Source organism: Sphingomonas sp. Root720 (assembly GCF_001428605.1).
Lineage (GTDB): Bacteria > Pseudomonadota > Alphaproteobacteria > Sphingomonadales > Sphingomonadaceae > Rhizorhabdus.
In genome coordinates, this window is the sequence record NZ_LMID01000012.1 from 422,164 (window position 1) to 436,707 (window position 14,544).

Annotated in this window: 20 protein-coding genes; 10 read left to right on the forward strand and 10 right to left on the reverse strand. The window is 69.0% G+C overall.

Annotation, left to right across the window (positions count from 1 at the left end):
- Positions 1-2 precede the first annotated feature (2 nt).
- Positions 3-674, forward strand: a complete 672-nt coding sequence (locus tag ASE22_RS17100; RefSeq protein WP_056362272.1) for an HAD family hydrolase — start codon at positions 3-5, stop codon at positions 672-674.
- 152 nt (positions 675-826) lie between these two features.
- On the opposite strand, the gene ASE22_RS17105 is transcribed toward ASE22_RS17100, so the two are convergent.
- The 5 genes from ASE22_RS17105 to hisB form a co-directional block, all read right to left on the reverse strand.
- Complete coding sequence (locus tag ASE22_RS17105; protein ID WP_235537381.1) at positions 827-1,285, reverse strand: CHAP domain-containing protein; 459 nt, start codon at positions 1,283-1,285, stop codon at positions 827-829.
- Between the two features lie 269 nt (positions 1,286-1,554).
- The gene (hisF, locus tag ASE22_RS17110) at positions 1,555-2,352 is read right to left on the reverse strand and encodes an imidazole glycerol phosphate synthase subunit HisF (RefSeq protein WP_056362278.1); all 798 of its coding nucleotides are present in this window, start codon (positions 2,350-2,352) and stop codon (positions 1,555-1,557) included.
- Positions 2,349-3,080 carry a 1-(5-phosphoribosyl)-5-[(5-phosphoribosylamino)methylideneamino]imidazole-4-carboxamide isomerase gene (gene hisA / locus ASE22_RS17115; RefSeq protein WP_056362281.1) on the reverse strand — a complete coding sequence of 244 codons (732 nt, stop codon included), beginning with the start codon at positions 3,078-3,080 and terminating at the stop codon, positions 2,349-2,351. The genes hisF and hisA overlap by 4 nt, the downstream gene beginning before the upstream one ends.
- A 130-nt stretch (positions 3,081-3,210) precedes the next feature.
- Positions 3,211-3,825, reverse strand: a complete 615-nt coding sequence (gene hisH, locus ASE22_RS17120) for an imidazole glycerol phosphate synthase subunit HisH (protein ID WP_056362284.1) — start codon at positions 3,823-3,825, stop codon at positions 3,211-3,213.
- A 13-nt stretch (positions 3,826-3,838) separates the two neighbouring features.
- A complete protein-coding gene (gene hisB, locus ASE22_RS17125; protein ID WP_056362287.1) occupies positions 3,839-4,426 on the reverse strand; it encodes an imidazoleglycerol-phosphate dehydratase HisB in 588 nt (195 codons plus the stop codon).
- Between the two features lie 133 nt (positions 4,427-4,559).
- Here hisB and ASE22_RS17130 point away from each other — a divergent pair, with 133 nt between their 5' ends.
- The 5 genes from ASE22_RS17130 to ASE22_RS17150 all read left to right on the forward strand — a co-directional run bounded on the left by ASE22_RS17130 (position 4,560) and on the right by ASE22_RS17150 (position 8,499).
- A complete protein-coding gene (locus ASE22_RS17130; protein WP_056362291.1) occupies positions 4,560-5,051 on the forward strand; it encodes an SspB family protein in 492 nt (163 codons plus the stop codon).
- Between the two features lie 242 nt (positions 5,052-5,293).
- Positions 5,294-6,688, forward strand: coding sequence for a class II fumarate hydratase (gene fumC, locus ASE22_RS17135; RefSeq protein ID WP_056362293.1), 1,395 nt, complete (start codon positions 5,294-5,296; stop codon positions 6,686-6,688).
- Between the two features lie 180 nt (positions 6,689-6,868).
- Positions 6,869-7,093, forward strand: a complete 225-nt coding sequence (locus tag ASE22_RS17140) for a hypothetical protein (RefSeq protein WP_056362296.1) — start codon at positions 6,869-6,871, stop codon at positions 7,091-7,093.
- 67 nt (positions 7,094-7,160) lie between these two features.
- A complete protein-coding gene (gene gmk, locus ASE22_RS17145) occupies positions 7,161-7,802 on the forward strand; it encodes a guanylate kinase (RefSeq protein WP_056362298.1) in 642 nt (213 codons plus the stop codon).
- A 133-nt stretch (positions 7,803-7,935) separates the two neighbouring features.
- The gene (locus ASE22_RS17150; RefSeq protein WP_056362301.1) at positions 7,936-8,499 is read left to right on the forward strand and encodes a hypothetical protein; all 564 of its coding nucleotides are present in this window, start codon (positions 7,936-7,938) and stop codon (positions 8,497-8,499) included.
- A gap of 55 nt (positions 8,500-8,554) precedes the next feature.
- On the opposite strand, the gene ASE22_RS17155 is transcribed toward ASE22_RS17150, so the two are convergent.
- The 5 genes from ASE22_RS17155 to ASE22_RS17175 all read right to left on the reverse strand — a co-directional run bounded on the left by ASE22_RS17155 (position 8,555) and on the right by ASE22_RS17175 (position 12,064).
- Positions 8,555-9,247 (reverse strand): ATP12 family chaperone protein, encoded by a 693-nt coding sequence (locus tag ASE22_RS17155; RefSeq protein ID WP_056362304.1) that lies wholly within the window; start codon positions 9,245-9,247, stop codon positions 8,555-8,557.
- Positions 9,248-9,260: 13 nt separating this feature from the next.
- Complete coding sequence (locus tag ASE22_RS17160; RefSeq protein ID WP_056362307.1) at positions 9,261-9,953, reverse strand: HAD hydrolase-like protein; 693 nt, start codon at positions 9,951-9,953, stop codon at positions 9,261-9,263.
- Positions 9,950-11,044 (reverse strand): RluA family pseudouridine synthase, encoded by a 1,095-nt coding sequence (locus tag ASE22_RS17165; protein WP_056362587.1) that lies wholly within the window; start codon positions 11,042-11,044, stop codon positions 9,950-9,952. Before ASE22_RS17165 ends, ASE22_RS17160 begins: the two co-directional genes overlap by 4 nt.
- Before the next feature lie 38 nt (positions 11,045-11,082).
- On the reverse strand, positions 11,083-11,460 hold the full coding sequence (crcB, locus tag ASE22_RS17170) for a fluoride efflux transporter CrcB (RefSeq protein ID WP_056362310.1): 378 nt from the start codon (positions 11,458-11,460) through the stop codon (positions 11,083-11,085).
- 61 nt (positions 11,461-11,521) lie between these two features.
- The gene (locus ASE22_RS17175; protein ID WP_056362314.1) at positions 11,522-12,064 is read right to left on the reverse strand and encodes a hypothetical protein; all 543 of its coding nucleotides are present in this window, start codon (positions 12,062-12,064) and stop codon (positions 11,522-11,524) included.
- Between the two features lie 94 nt (positions 12,065-12,158).
- Between ASE22_RS17175 and ASE22_RS17180 the strand changes: the two genes are divergently transcribed.
- The 4 genes from ASE22_RS17180 to ASE22_RS17195 all read left to right on the forward strand — a co-directional run bounded on the left by ASE22_RS17180 (position 12,159) and on the right by ASE22_RS17195 (position 14,539).
- Positions 12,159-12,380 carry a hypothetical protein gene (locus tag ASE22_RS17180; RefSeq protein ID WP_056362590.1) on the forward strand — a complete coding sequence of 74 codons (222 nt, stop codon included), beginning with the start codon at positions 12,159-12,161 and terminating at the stop codon, positions 12,378-12,380.
- On the forward strand, positions 12,380-12,802 hold the full coding sequence (locus tag ASE22_RS17185) for a cupin domain-containing protein (protein ID WP_056362317.1): 423 nt from the start codon (positions 12,380-12,382) through the stop codon (positions 12,800-12,802). Before ASE22_RS17180 ends, ASE22_RS17185 begins: the two co-directional genes overlap by 1 nt.
- 113 nt (positions 12,803-12,915) lie before the next feature.
- The gene (locus ASE22_RS17190) at positions 12,916-13,602 is read left to right on the forward strand and encodes a Crp/Fnr family transcriptional regulator (protein ID WP_056362320.1); all 687 of its coding nucleotides are present in this window, start codon (positions 12,916-12,918) and stop codon (positions 13,600-13,602) included.
- Positions 13,603-13,621: 19 nt separating this feature from the next.
- A complete protein-coding gene (locus tag ASE22_RS17195; protein WP_414886671.1) occupies positions 13,622-14,539 on the forward strand; it encodes a pseudouridine synthase in 918 nt (305 codons plus the stop codon).
- Positions 14,540-14,544: the final 5 nt, after the last annotated feature.

Consider the following 14,544-nt stretch of genomic DNA (forward strand, 5'->3'; position numbering starts at 1 on the left):
CGATGACCGAACTCGCCATCTACGACATGGACCGCACGATCACGCGGACCGGCACCTTCACCCCCTTCATGATCCATGCGGCGCTGCGGCTGGCGCCGTGGCGGCTGGTCTTCGTACCGTTCGCGGCGATGGTGATGCTCGCCTATGTGGCGAAGCTGATCGAGCGCAAGCGGGTCAAGGAGCTCAACCAGGCGATGCTGATCGGCCGGCGGATCCCGGCCGCCACGCTGATCCCGATCGCCGAGAGCTTCGCCGAGAAGGTGATGCGCCACAACATCCTGCCGGGCGCGCTGGACAGCCTCGCGGAGAATCGCGCCGCCGGCCGCCGCCTCGTCCTCGCCACCGCCTCGTCGCGCATCTGGGTCGAGCCGATCGCGGCGAAGCTGGGCATGGACGACGTGGTCGCGACCGGTGCGATCCGGGGCATCGACGACTATGTCAGCCACAAGGTCGACGGCGAGAATTGCTACGGCCCCGCCAAGCTCCGCATGATCGAGGCGTGGATGGGGTTGGAGAAGCTCGACCGCAGCCAGTGCCACATCCGCTTCTATTCGGACCATGTCTCCGACGTGCCGGTGCTCGCCTGGGCCGACGAGGCGATCGCCGCCAACCCGCATGCCGGCCTGCGCGCGGAGGCGAAGCGGCGCAACTGGACGATCGTCGACTGGAAATAGGGAGTGGAGGGGAGCCCTCTCCCAGGCCCTCATGCCAGCGCAGGCTGGCCTCTCAACGCGCTTTTCGCACAGCGCCCGAAACCCCAGCCTTGGCTGCGGTGACCTTCATGGGATGGAGGAGAGCGACGGAACCCGCCGGCTCGCCAGAGCGCTCAGCCCTGGACCGTCTCGACGGCGTCGGCGGTGCTCGAGCCGGCCTTCTTGTAGATGAAGCCGTTGACCGGATAGGCGGTGGTGCCGACCTTGCCGATCGGCGCGAACCAGACCTTCACCCGGCTCCAGTCGTTGTTGGGCGAGGCATCGACGACGGTCACGTCGCGCTCGACCTGGCCGCGCCGGCCGTTGATGATCGACCAGTTGGCGTGGGTGATCTTGATGACCCGATCGCTGACGACCTGGGTGACGGTGGCGACATGGCCCGAGCGCATCGAGCCGATCGCCTTGAACACCATCACCGCGCCGACCATCGGGGTATCGCCGCGGAGATATTTGCCGACCGCCTGATTCCACCAGGACGCGGCGGCGCCGAACAGCTGGATGCCGGAGAACATGCGGGCGAAAGGCGCGCACTGGATCATCTGCGCATTGGCCGCCGACGGGGCGAGAGTCATGCCTGCAAGCAGCATGGAACCGACAATCGCGCGCATCGTTTTAATCATCTGGTAGTTCCCCACCCGTCCCGTGACGCTGTGATAGGCATCACTGTCGGGCGCAGGGAACCCCGTTAGGGTTGCCAAAATCCTAACAAGCGGCGAGTCGTTTTCGTCGTGCGGTGGTCTGCGACTTATCCACAGGCGCCGTGAGGGCCCGGCACTGCAAACCACATCTTCGGAACGGTCCCGTCATGAACATGCATGCTGCAGCGCACGCATGATTCGCATCATGATCCGCGACGGGACCCCGTGATTTCCGTCGCGCCGGTGCGCACCGGCAGGCCAGCCGCGCGAAGCGCCGCATGCGCCTCGGCCACGCTGTACTGGCCGAAGTGAAAGATCGAGGCGGCGAGCACCGCGCTGGCCCCGCCGCTGGTGACGCCCTCGACGAGATGGTCGAGATTACCGACCCCGCCGCTCGCGATCACCGGCACCGGCACCGCATCGGCGATCGCGCGGGTCAGCGCCAGATCGTAGCCGTCGCGGGTGCCGTCGCGGTCCATCGAGGTCAGCAATATCTCGCCCGCGCCCAGCGCGGCGAGGCGTTTCGCATGCTCGACCGCGTCGATCCCGGTCGGCTTGCGGCCGCCATGGGTGTAGATTTCCCATCTGCCGGGGCCGACATTGCGCGCGTCGACCGCGCCGACCACGCATTGCGCGCCGAAGCGTTCGGCCATCTCGGCGCAGAGCTCGGGCCGCGCCACCGCCGCCGAGTTGACCGCGACCTTGTCCGCCCCCGCGAGCAGCAGCGCACGCGCGTCGTCGGCGCTGCGGACGCCGCCGCCGACCGTCAGCGGCATGAAGCACACCGCCGCCGTCCGCGCGACGACGTCGAGGATCGTGCCGCGCCCCTCATGGCTGGCGGTGATGTCGAGGAAGCACAGCTCGTCCGCGCCGGCCGCGTCATAGACCCGCGCCTGTTCGACCGGATCGCCCGCATCGGCGAGGTCGACGAAGTTGACGCCCTTGACCACGCGCCCGCCGGCGACGTCGAGACAGGGAATGACGCGGACCCGGACGGTCATCCCCGTGCCACCTTCAGCGCCTCGGCGAGGTCGAGCCGCCCGTCATAGAGCGCGCGACCGGTGATCACGCCCTCGATGCCGTCGACGGCGTGCGGGGTCAGCGCCTCGATGTCGGCGATGCTCGCGACGCCGCCGCTGGCGATGACCGGGATGCTGGCATGGCGGGCGAGCGCGACCGTGGCCTCGACATTGCAGCCCTTGAGCAGGCCGTCGCGGCCGACGTCGGTGAACAGCAGCGATGCGACCCCGGCATCGGCGAAGCGATCGGCGAGGTCGGTGACGCCGACGGTCGAGACCTCGGCCCAGCCATGGGTCGCGACATAGCCGTCGCGCGCGTCGACGCCGACGACGATCCGGCCGGGCAGCGCCTTCGCCGCTTCCCTGACCAGATCGGGGTTCTGGAGCGCCGCGGTGCCGATGATCACCCGCTCGACGCCGAGGCCGAGCCAGCGGTCGATTCCGGCGCGGTCGCGGATGCCGCCGCCCAGCTCGACCTTGCCCGGAAAGGCCCTGACGATCGCCTCGACCGCCTCGGCATTGACCGCGCGGCCGGCGAAGGCGCCATCGAGATCGACGACGTGGAGCCATTCGGCCCCCGCCTCGGCGAAGCGGCGCGCCTGGTCGGCGGGGTCGTCGCCATAGACGGTGGCGCGGTCCATGTCGCCCTCGGCGAGGCGAACGACCTGGCCGCCCTTAAGGTCGATCGCGGGGAAGACGATGATGCTCACTGATTGATTCCTCCCCGGTGCGGGGAGGGGGACCATGCGCAGCATGCTGGAGGGGCTTTCGCCCCTCTCCCCTCCACCGCACGGTGTGCGGTCCCCCTCCCCGTGCCGGGGAGGAACTGAAATCTGGTCGTCACGGCTTCCACGCCAGGAAGCGCGCCAGCAGCTCCAGCCCATAGGCCTGGCTCTTCTCCGGGTGGAACTGGACGCCGACGATGTTGTCGCGCCCGACCGCGCCGGTGATCGGGCCGCCATGGTCGGTGGTGGCGAGGCGGTCGACGGGGTCGGCGACGTCGAACACATAGCTGTGCAGATAATAGGCCTCGCCCGGCACGATCAGCGGATGATCGCGGGTCGGCACGACGTCGTTCCAGCCCATGTGCGGAACCTTGTGGCCGGGTCCCGGCGTCATCAGCCGGACGTCGCCGCCGATCCAGCCGAGCCCCGGCGTGCGGCCATGCTCATGCCCCGCATCGGCCAGCAGCTGCATGCCGACGCAGACCCCGAGGAAGGGAACGCCGCGCCCGCGCACCGCCGTCTCCATCGCCGCGACCATGCCGGGAATGGCGGTCAGCCCGCCCATGCACGCGCCGAATGCGCCGACGCCCGGCAGCACGATCCGGTCGGCGCGGGCGACGCGCTCGGGGTCGGCGGTGACGGTCGGCTCGCCGCCCGCCGCCCTGAGCGCATTCTCGACCGATCTCAGATTGCCCGCGCCATAATCGATCAGCGCGATCGTTTCGGCCAATCCCCCTGGCACCTCAGAGCATCCCCTTGGTCGACGGGATCGAATCGGCCTTGCGCGGATCGATCTCGACCGCGGTGCGCAGAGCACGGGCCAGGCCCTTGTAGCAGCTCTCGACGATATGATGCTGGTTGGTGCCGTAGAGATTCTCGACGTGCAGGGTGATCCCCGCCGCCTGCGCGAAGCTCTGGAACCAGTGCTCGATCAGCTCGGTGTCCCATTCGCCGAGGCGCGGGCCCTTGAGGTCGACCTTCCACACCGTCCACGGCCGGCCCGAAACGTCCAGCGCGACGCGGGTCAGCGTCTCGTCCATCGGCGCATAGGCGTGGCCGTAGCGGGTGATGCCCTTCTTGGTCCCGAGCGCCTTGGCCAGCGCCTCGCCGATCGCGATGCCGCAATCCTCGGTGGTGTGGTGCTGGTCGATATGGAGGTCGCCCGCGATCTTCACGGTCAGGTCGATCAGCGAATGGCGCGACAGCTGCTCGAGCATATGGTCGAGGAAGCCGATCCCGGTCGACACGGCATAGGCGCCGGTGCCGTCGAGGTTCAGCTCCACCGAAATGCCGGTCTCGCTGGTGTTGCGCGTGATCGATGCGGTCCGCATGGCCGCTCCCCTGATCCTGTGGCCTCAAGCTGTGTGGCAAAACCCCCACACGGGTCGGCGTCGCTATAGCGAGGTTGCGCCGCGCTGCAACGCACGACTTGACCCGGCGGGGTCGAGCGTCCACCAAAGCGCCATGAGCGACCAAGCGCCCGACAGCCTGATTCCCTACGACGAAATCGTCCAGGAGGCGCTTCGCGCCGTGGTCGGCCGCGTGCTGGGCGAGGTCGAGAAGGCGGGTGGCCTTCCCGGCGACCATCATTTCTACATCACCTTCAAGACCCAGGGCCAAGGCGTCGATATTCCGAAGCACCTGGTCGAGCGTTTCCCCGACGAGATGACGATCGTCATCCAGAACCGCTTCTGGGACCTGAAGGTGGCGAGCGACGGCTTCGAGGTCGGCCTGTCGTTCAACCAGGTTCCCGCCCGGCTGATCATCCCGTTCGCGGCGGTGACGGGCTTCGTCGATCCCGCGGTCAACTTCGCGCTCCAGTTCCAGGCGCAGGCCGACGACGCGAGCGAGGACACCGGCCACAGCTCGGCCGGCAACGACGCCCCCGCCGTGGCAGCCGCCCCGGTCGAGGACGGCTCGAACGTGGTATCGGTCGACTTCACGCGGAAGAAGTAACGGGCTTCCGGGCCTCTCCCCACTCCCCCAGCGCGTCATTCCAGCGAAAGCTGAATCTCAGGCAGCTCGTGTGATGGGCTCTTCTCCCGATCTCATGAGACCCCCGCCTTCGCTGGGGTGACGGGATGTGATGGGTGTCGCCGTACTCGAAGATTCCCAGCACCCCGGAATACGCCTGGGGCCTTGGATGCGGGGAGCCACTTCCCATCTTCGATGGGACCCAAATCGAGGATCTCACCTCCATGCCCACCGATACCCGCACCGAAACCGACAGCTTCGGCCCGATCGAAGTCCCTGCCTCGGCCTATTGGGGCGCGCAGACCCAGCGGTCGATCGCGAATTTCCCCTTCGGGCCCGAGGAGCGGATGCCGATCGGGATCGTCCATGCGCTGGCGCTGGTGAAGCAGGCGGCGGCGCGGGTGAACCTCACCCATGGCCTCGACGCGACGCTCGCCGATGCGATCGAGGCGGCGGCGGCGGAGGTGGCCGACGGCAGGCTCGACGATCATTTCCCGCTGGTGATCTGGCAGACCGGCTCGGGCACCCAGTCGAACATGAACGTCAACGAGGTGATCGCCGGCCGCGCCAACGAGATGCTGACCGGCACGCGCGGCGGCAAGAGCCCGGTCCACCCCAACGACCATGTCAACATGGGCCAGTCGTCGAACGACAGCTTCCCGACCGCGCTCCACATCGCCGCCGGCCTCGCCGTCCATCGCCGCCTCTATCCCGCGCTGGAAGCGATGCAGGAGGAACTGATCGCCAAGGCGCTGGCGTGGGACGACATCGTCAAGATCGGCCGCACCCATCTCCAGGACGCGACGCCGCTGACGCTGGGCCAGGAATTCTCGGGCTATGCAGCGCAGCTCATCGCCTGCCGCCGGCGGCTCGAAGGCGCGGTGGGCGGCGGAATCATGAAGCTGGCGCAGGGCGGCACCGCCGTCGGCACCGGGCTCAACGCGGCGCCGGGCTTCGCCGAGGCGATCGCCGCCGAGATCGCGTCGCTCGCCGGACTGCCCTTCGTCACCGCGCCCAACAAGTTCGAGGCGCTGGCCTCGAACGACCCCCTCGTCCACCTGTCGGGCTCGCTCGGCACGCTCGCGGTCGCGCTCACCAAGATCGCCAACGACATCCGCCTGCTCGGATCGGGCCCGCGCTCGGGCCTCGGCGAGCTGGTCCTGCCCGAGAACGAGCCCGGCAGCTCGATCATGCCGGGCAAGGTCAATCCCACCCAGTGCGAGATGCTGACGATGGTCGCCGCACAGGTGATCGGCAACCATCAGGCGGTGACGGTCGGCGGGCTGCAGGGCCATCTCGAGCTCAACGTTTTCAAGCCGCTGATCGGCGCCGCGGTGCTGCGCTCGATCGCCCTGCTCGGCGTGGGCATGGAGAGTTTCACCGAACGCGCGCTCAGGGGCATGGAGCCCGATCGCGCCCGGATCGCCGACCTCGTCGGCCGTTCGCTGATGCTGGTCACCGCGCTCGCCCCCGAAATCGGCTACGACAATGCCGCGAAGATCGCCAAGCACGCCCATCATGCCGGGCTCACCCTCAAGGAAGCCGGCCTCGATCTCGGCCTGATCGACGAAGCGACCTTCGACCGGGTGGTGCGGCCCGAGGCGATGGTCGGGCGGTGATCCTGCGATAGGAGGATAGGTCGTCATTCCAGCGGAAGCCGGATCCTCCTGCCGTCTTCTTTTCTCGCCCGTGGGAACAGGCAGGAGGTCCTGGCTTTCGCCCGGATGACGGCGACGATGTGGAACTTCCCCGCCGTCCGCGCGCTTGCCCCTCCGAACATCCAACCGGAGAGTCCTCACATGATCGGCAAGCTGCTGGCCGCCTTCATCGGCCGCAAGATCGACCGCCGCGACGGCAAGGGTGGCGCGAAGGGTGCGCTGATGGGCGTCGCGGCCGCCAGCCTCGTCCGCCGCGCCGGTCCGCTCGCCCTGCTGGCGGGCGGCGCCTATGTCGCCAAGAAGGCCCTGGACCATCACAAGGCCGAACGCCGGGCCGCCGAAACTCCGCCGCCCGGGAACATCTGAACGGCACCGACCGTTTTGGCCATGACGCAGGATTGACGCGGCGCCCCTGTCCGGGGCAAGTGCCGCCATGGCCCATGTCAACCTAAAACGCCGCGGCGTGCTCTTCGTCCTCTCCTCGCCCTCGGGCGCCGGCAAGTCCACCATCGCGCGCCGCCTGCTCGCCTCCGACGACAATCTGAAGATGTCGGTCTCGGCCACCACCCGGCCGATGCGCGCCGGCGAGGTCGATGGCGTCGACTATCATTTCGTCGATCTCGAGAAATTCCGCGAAATGGTGTCGGACCACGAGTTCCTCGAATGGGCGCATGTCTTCAACCATCGCTACGGCAGCCCGCAGAAACCGATCTACGAAATGCTCGACGCCGGGCTCGACGTGCTGTTCGACATCGACTGGCAGGGCGCGCAGCAGCTGCACCAGACCTGCGGGGGCGACGTCGTCCGCGTCTTCATCCTGCCGCCGTCGATGGCGGAGCTGGAGGACCGCCTGCGCAAGCGCGCGACCGACAGCGAGGAAGTGATCGTCGGCCGGATGCAGCGCGCCGCCGCCGAGGTCAGCCATTGGGACGGCTACGACTATGTGCTGATCAACGACGACGTCGATCGCTGCTTCGCCGAGGTGCAGCACATCCTCCAGGCCGAACGTCTCAAGCGCAGCCGCCAGACCGGTCTGATCGGGTTCATCCGCAAGCTGACGACGCCGCTGGGCTGATCGGCGCCCGGCGGGCCGGATGCGGCCCTCTGCGCCTGAGCCAGGCCGATAAAACCACAGCCTGCCGCAGTTTTGCTTGCGCCGACCGGTCATTGGCCTAGCCTCCCCGATTGGAAATGATGGGAGGGCCCGAATGGCCAGGACGATGATCGGCGGTGTCTTCGCCGGTGCCGCGCTATATCTGATCGGTTTCATCTTCTGGGGAACGCCGCTCAGCCAGCTCGCCTTCAACCGGCTCGAACAGCCGCAGTCGGCCGCGTTGCAGCAGGCGCTCGCCGAAACCCTGACGACGAGCGGAACGGGCACCTATTCGGTGCCGGCGACCGGCACCGCGATCGGCGACATGGCGTTCGCGCGCGGGCCGGTGGCGATGATCCATTTCAACACGTCCGGCTTCCCGATCGTCGACGGCGGATCGCTCGGCAGCGGCTTCATCCTGGCGATCGTCACCGGGCTGATCATCGCGCTGGCGATGGGCGCGGTCGGATCGCGGATCACCGATTTCGCCAGCCGCGCGCGGATCGCCGTGCTGTTCGCACTCGCCGCCACGCTCTACACCGAGATCGGCCAGCCGATCTTCAACCATTTCGGCCAAGGCTACTGGATCTACCTGTTCATCAGCGATTTCGTCGGCCTGTCGGTCGCCGGGCTGATCATCGCACGCTGGTTCCTGCCGAGGGGCGGCATATTGAGCTGAGCGTCCCGGCCATGCGCCGGGATGCGGGAAGCGCCTTCAGACCCCCGCCGCCGGCTCAGACCAGCAGCGCCAGGAAACGGGCGGCGGCCTTGAAATCGGCGCGGTGATGTTCGCGGGCGCGGGTGGCGAGTTCGTCCTCCCCCCACCGCTCGACCTGCCACAGCTCGTCGAGATGCGCGGTGGCGAAGGCCTGCTCGACGTCGATCCGCCCTTCCGCGATCGCCAGCGCGATCACCAGCGAACCGGCGATGGTGACGAGCGGCTGCAGCGCGGCGAGGTGGAAGGCGCCATATGCGGCGACCGCGGCCGACAGGCGCCGGACCGTCTCGTCGGGCTGGGCGCGGTGGACGATTCCGGCGACGGTCTCGAAGCGGACGTCGTAGCGCCGGCCGGCCCAGGCGAGCAGTGGGTCCCACGCCCCGGCCTGCCGCGCGACCAGTTCGGCGGGGCTGTCGGCGCGGTAGCAGAGCAGGTCGGTTTCGGCATAGGCGGCGAGGCCCTGCGCGAAGGCGGCGGGATCGGGGGCGACCCGGTCGATCGCGGCGTTGGCGAGGCCGGTCAGCGGCATGCTCCGCGGATCGATGTCCTCGCGCTGCGCGTCCCATTCGGCCGCGACGGCATGGGCCAGCGCCGATGTCGGCAGCGCGAGGTCGGCGCGCGCCGGGGTCTTCACCGCCCGTCCGTCGAGGCGGATCGCATGGCCGCCCGCCACGGGCTCGACCGAAACCTGCTTGTAGAATCGCTTCATGGCTGTTCCGGCTTCATGATTGGGCCGATAGCGCCAGTCGCAGGATCTCGGGAAGCTGGTCCGGCCGGTCGGCGACGAAATCGGCGCCCTCGTCGAACAGCTCGCGCGGCGCATGATAGCCCCAGGCGACGCCGATCGTGGCGCAGCCGGCATTGACCCCCATGCCGATGTCGAAGCTGGTATCGCCGATCATCGCGCTGGTCGCCGGGATCGCGCCGGCGTCGGCCATCGCCTGGATGATCATCGACGGGTGCGGCTTGGACGGATGGCGATCGGCGGTCTGCAGCGAGACGAACATCCGTTCGATGCCGTGCGCCTCGAGACAATGCCTGAGCCCGCGATCGGACTTGCCGGTCGCCACCGCGAGCATCCAGCCCTCCGCTTCCAGGGCGCGCAGCGATTCGGCCACGCCGGGGAAGAGCGGCTCGTCGACCTGGCCCGCCCCGCGCATCGCCTGGAAGGCGCGCTTGTAGGTCTCGCCGACCTGGACGTGCAGGCCATGGTCGGCATCGGGCAGCAGCATCGCCACCGCCTGGGTCAGGCTCAGCCCGACCACGCGGCGAATCGCCGGGTCGGCGGGCGGCGGCAGCTTCTCCGCCGCGAAGGCCTCCGCCATCGCCCGGCAGATATTGGCCTGGCTGTCGACCAGCGTTCCGTCGCAGTCGAAGACGGCCAGTCGGTTCGGCCCGGTGCCGATCATGCTCATTCCCGGCTGCGTCCCCGCCGCTCCCCCCGCCGGGCCTTGCGCGCGTCCTTGGCCTTGTGGGCGATCGCGCGGCGCTTGCCCTCGGCTGTGTCCGAGAACTTGACCTCGTCGATCGGCAGCACGTCGCCCTGCGCCTCCTCGAAGCCGAGATTGCGCAGCGTCTCCGCGAAATGGTCGGGCAGGTCGGCGACGACGTCGATCGCGCCGCCATCGGGATGGTCGACCTTCAGCCGCCGGGCGTGGAGGTGCATCTTGCGGCTGATCGTGCCCGACAGAAATGCTTCCATGCCGCCATATTTGCCGTCGCCGACGATCGGGTGGCCGATCGCCGCCATGTGGACGCGCAGCTGGTGGGTGCGGCCGGTATAGGGCTGCAGCTCGACCCAGCAGGCGCGGTTGCCGGCGCGCTCGATCACCCGGTAGCGGGTGCGCGCCGGGCTGCCTTCCTTCTCGTCGACATGCATCTTCTCGCCGCCGGTGCCCGGCTGCTTGCCGATCGGCAGCTCGATCATGCCGTCGGTGATCGAGGGCACGCCGGTGACGATCGCCCAATAGACCTTGCGCGCGGTACGGCTGCTGAACGCCTTGGCGAAATGCGCCGCGGCGCGCGACGTCCGCGCCAGCAGCAGCACGCCCGACGTGTCCTTGTCGAGCCGGTGGACGAGCTTTGGCCGGTTCTCGGCCTCGAACTGGAGACCGTCGAGCAGGCGATCGACATGATGCTCGGTCTTGGTGCCGCCCTGGGTCGCGAGGCCCGGCGGCTTGTTGATAACGATCGCCTGACGATCCTGGTGGATGACGAAGCCGCGGACCAGCTCGACCTCCTCGGCCGACAGCGGTTCGCGCGGCGCGCGGGGCCGCGGCGCCTTGGCTGCGGTGGTCGCGGCGGCCGCCACCTCGGGCGGGGGCAGGCGGATGATCTGCCCCGCCTCGATCCGGTCGCCCGGGCCGACCCGCTTGCCGTTGAGCCGCAACTGGCCCGTGCGGGCCCAGCGCGAGACGATGTTGAAGCTGGTATCGGGCATGTGCCGCTTGAACCAGCGATCCAGCCGGATGCCGTCGTCATCGTCGGCGACGACGAACTGGCGCATCTCGGCCTGGGTGGCGGCAGTGCCGCTGGGGTCCTCGCTCACGCCAGCACCCGGCCGAGCGCGAGGCCCGCGAACAGCATCAGCACCGATCCGGCGACCGAGGACACCGCATAGGCGCCGGCGATCATATAGTCGCCGCGCGACAGCATGTTGAAGGTCTCCAGGGTGAACGCCGAAAAGGTGGTGAAGCCGCCGAGCACGCCGACGCCGAGGAACAGGCGCAGCGGCTCGCCCTCGATCGGCGCGCGCGAGACCACGGCGGCCAGGACTCCCATCAGCAGCCCGCCGAGCAGGTTGACGATCCAGGTGCCGAACGGGAGGCCGGGGCCGAGCTGTCGAAGCGCGACCGTGCCGATATGATAGCGAAAGCCGGCGCCGATCGCGCCGCCCATCATGACGAGAAGAAGAGGGGGCATGCCCGCCCTTTAGCCGCTGCGGCGGCCATGCGCCAGTGCGGGCGCGGACGCGGCTATGCGGCTATCGAGCGTCGGCGTCGCGAATCAGGATCGTGCCGGCCGACCCGCCCGCCGCGGGATCGATCGTGATGGTCAGCCGGTCGCCGTCGCCCTTGACGGCGGTCACCGTCGACGAGCCCTTCGCCTCGCTCACCTTGACGTCGCGGAAATCCTCGCGGGGCGCGGCGGCGGCATAATAGGCCGCGACCTGGCCCGGGGTGGCGGGGCTGGTGAAGCGCATCTCGACGACCCCGCTGCCAAAACCCTTCTGGTCGGTGATGTTGATCCCCGACAGCTTGGTGCCGGGATAGAGTTTCATCCCGTCGATATCCATATTGTCGCCGCCCAGCTCCATGCCCGGGATCTTCACCTTGCCCTCGATGCCGGGCAGCGAGACCGAGACGCCGTCGGCGCCGTCATGGGCCGCGATCGCGACATTGCCGTCGGCATCGATCTTGACCGAGGCGGCATCCTTTGCCCCCGCCTCGTCCTTGCCGACCTTCATCTCGCAGGCGCCGAGCAGCAGCAGCGGCATCACGGCCCATCCCAGCACGGCCTTACGCATCGTCAACCTCCTGGACGGTTCGGAATCGGGTAAGTGTGTTATACCCATATGACACCGGTTGCAATCCTGGCCGGCTTGGACGAAGCTGCCGGTCATGTTCAACATGATCTCGCTGGCGATCGGCATCGTCGCACTGCTGGGCGCGATGCTCGGCTTCTTTCCGTTCCTGGGCTGGATGAACTGGGCGATCGTGCCGCTCGCGCTGATGGGCGCCGCCTTCGGCATCCTGTCGCATCGCGACAGCGGGCGGCGGCTCAACAGCTTCGTGCTGGTGGTCGGCATCGTCCGGCTGATCATGGGCGGCGGCATCTTCTGATGGACCCCGCCGCGCTGGTCGAGCGGTTGGGCCTCACCCCCCATCCCGAGGGCGGCTGGTACCGCGAGACCTGGCGCGAGCCGGCCGGCGACGGGCGCGGCCATGCCACGGCGATCTACTTCCTGCTCGAGGCGGGGCAGCGGTCGCACTGGCACCGGGTCGACGCCGCCGAGCTGTGGCTGTTCCATGCCGGCACCGCGATCGACCTGCTGATCGCCCCCGACGGGAACGGCCCGGTCGAGACGATCCGCATCGGCGCCGACGTGATCGCCGGCGAACGGCCGCAGGGGCTGGTGCCGGCGGGACGGTGGCAGTCGGCCGAGACGCGCGGCGGCTGGGCGCTGGTCAGCTGCATCGTCGCCCCCGGCTTCGACTTCGCCGGCTTCGAACTCGCCGCGCCCGGCTGGGCCCCCGTTTCATGAGACGCTGAAACCGTCTCGCGACCGGCGGGATTGCTTGCAGAATCGACGGGCACGCGGCAGTCTCGGATGTCTGGCGATGGGGGCGTCGCCGAGTGTGGGGGCTCAGCGCGTAGATGACACCAGCCGAACTCGCCGCGCACCTGCCGCCGGGCAGCGTCTTCGCGGAGTGCTCCGAAGCCCAGTTCGCCGATCTGCTGTCGATCGGATCGCTCCAGGCGACCCGCGCCAACGAGGAGGTGCTGCGCCAGGGCGACGAAGGCACCTCGCTGGTGCTCGTGCTCGACGGCGTGGTCCGCATCTCGCTGGTGACGCCCAACGGCCGCGAGATCATCCTCGACTATGCCGAGGCCGGCGCCGTGCTCGGCGAGATCGCGGTGCTCGACGATCAGCCGCGTACCGCGTCGGCGACGGCGATGTGGGCCGGGCGGTTGCTGCGCATCCCGCGTGCCAGCTTCTTCGGCTTCCTCGAACGCCACCCCAAGGTGGCCGTGCGGCTGCTGCGCGAGATGGCGCGCCGCCTGCGCGAGACCGACAGCACGATCGAAAGCGACCGCGCCTTCGCCACCGCGCCGCGCCTCGCCCGCTATCTCAAGCGGCTGGCCGAACAGAAGATGCATGGCGCGAAGCTGACCCGCGACCTCAGCCAGTCGGAACTCGGCAGCTTCGTCGGCATCAGCCGCGAGAACATCAACCGCCAGCTCGCCGCCTGGGCGAGCGAGGGGGTGATCGAGCTGACCCAGGGCAAGATCCGCATCGTCGATCCCGACTATCTGACCCAGATCGCCGAAGCCGTCGAATGATCGCTTCAAGGTAAAACTGGTGCGCAGCGCCCGGCGGCGCTACATCGCCGAAATGCGCCCCCCCCAGAAGAAGCCGCCGGGCAAGCCCCTGCCACCGCCGAAGCGCGGCCGCCGCCAGGCGCGCACCGCCGCGCCCACCGTCTCGGCCAACCCGCATCCGGCCCGCGCCGCCGCCGCCAAGAGCGGGCGCGAGCCGCAGCGGATCGCCAAGCTGCTCGCCCGCGCCGGCATCGCCTCGCGCCGCGAGATCGAGCGGATGATCGTCGAAGGCCGTGTCGCGATCGACGGCGCCGCGATCGAAACGCCCGCGACCCTGTTGACCTCGCTCAAGGGCGTGACCGTCGACGGCAAGCCCGTCGCCCCGCCCGAGGCGACCCGGCTGTTCCTGTTCCACAAGCCCAAGGGCGTGCTCACCGCCGAGCGCGATCCCAAGGGACGACCGACCATCTACGACCGGCTGCCGCCGGGCCTGCCGCGGGTGATCCCGGTCGGGCGGCTCGATCTCAACACCGAGGGGCTGCTGCTGCTGACCACCGACGGCGAGTTCAAGCGCCAGCTCGAACTGCCGTCGACCGGGGTCGAGCGCGTCTATCGCGCCCGCGCCTACGGCAATGTCCACCAGGACCAGCTCGAGGCGCTGATCGAGGGCGTCGAGATCGACGGCGTCCGCTACGGGTCGATCGACGCGAACATGGAGCGCCGCACCGGCGCCAATTTCTGGATCGAGATGAAGCTGCGCGAGGGCAAGAACCGCGAGGTTCGGCGCGTGCTCGAATATCTCGGCCTCGAAGTGTCGCGGCTGCTGCGCATCGCCTATGGCGCCTTCGAGCTGGGCGACCTGCAGCCGGGCGAGGTCGGCGAGATCGCCCAGCACCAGCTCGTCGCCTTCCGCAAGACGCTCAAGGGCGGCCCGAAAAAGGATCCGGTCGGCGAATGAGGGTC

What these genes read in the sequence shown, in the direction of transcription:
- ASE22_RS17100 (WP_056362272.1), top strand. Translation starts at nt 3, where the DNA reads ATGACCGAACTCGCCATCTACGACATGGACCGCACGATCACGCGGACC.
- ASE22_RS17105 (WP_235537381.1), bottom strand. Translation starts at nt 1,285, where the DNA reads ATGACTCTCGCCCCGTCGGCGGCCAATGCGCAGATGATCCAGTGCGCG.
- hisF (WP_056362278.1), bottom strand. Translation starts at nt 2,352, where the DNA reads ATGACCGTCCGGGTCCGCGTCATTCCCTGTCTCGACGTCGCCGGCGGG.
- hisB (WP_056362287.1), bottom strand. Translation starts at nt 4,426, where the DNA reads ATGCGGACCGCATCGATCACGCGCAACACCAGCGAGACCGGCATTTCG.
- ASE22_RS17130 (WP_056362291.1), top strand. Translation starts at nt 4,560, where the DNA reads ATGAGCGACCAAGCGCCCGACAGCCTGATTCCCTACGACGAAATCGTC.
- fumC (WP_056362293.1), top strand. Translation starts at nt 5,294, where the DNA reads ATGCCCACCGATACCCGCACCGAAACCGACAGCTTCGGCCCGATCGAA.
- ASE22_RS17140 (WP_056362296.1), top strand. Translation starts at nt 6,869, where the DNA reads ATGATCGGCAAGCTGCTGGCCGCCTTCATCGGCCGCAAGATCGACCGC.
- gmk (WP_056362298.1), top strand. Translation starts at nt 7,161, where the DNA reads ATGGCCCATGTCAACCTAAAACGCCGCGGCGTGCTCTTCGTCCTCTCC.
- ASE22_RS17150 (WP_056362301.1), top strand. Translation starts at nt 7,936, where the DNA reads ATGGCCAGGACGATGATCGGCGGTGTCTTCGCCGGTGCCGCGCTATAT.
- ASE22_RS17155 (WP_056362304.1), bottom strand. Translation starts at nt 9,247, where the DNA reads ATGAAGCGATTCTACAAGCAGGTTTCGGTCGAGCCCGTGGCGGGCGGC.
- ASE22_RS17160 (WP_056362307.1), bottom strand. Translation starts at nt 9,953, where the DNA reads ATGAGCATGATCGGCACCGGGCCGAACCGACTGGCCGTCTTCGACTGC.
- ASE22_RS17165 (WP_056362587.1), bottom strand. Translation starts at nt 11,044, where the DNA reads ATGCGCCAGTTCGTCGTCGCCGACGATGACGACGGCATCCGGCTGGAT.
- crcB (WP_056362310.1), bottom strand. Translation starts at nt 11,460, where the DNA reads ATGCCCCCTCTTCTTCTCGTCATGATGGGCGGCGCGATCGGCGCCGGC.
- ASE22_RS17175 (WP_056362314.1), bottom strand. Translation starts at nt 12,064, where the DNA reads ATGCGTAAGGCCGTGCTGGGATGGGCCGTGATGCCGCTGCTGCTGCTC.
- ASE22_RS17180 (WP_056362590.1), top strand. Translation starts at nt 12,159, where the DNA reads ATGTTCAACATGATCTCGCTGGCGATCGGCATCGTCGCACTGCTGGGC.
- ASE22_RS17185 (WP_056362317.1), top strand. Translation starts at nt 12,380, where the DNA reads ATGGACCCCGCCGCGCTGGTCGAGCGGTTGGGCCTCACCCCCCATCCC.
- ASE22_RS17190 (WP_056362320.1), top strand. Translation starts at nt 12,916, where the DNA reads ATGACACCAGCCGAACTCGCCGCGCACCTGCCGCCGGGCAGCGTCTTC.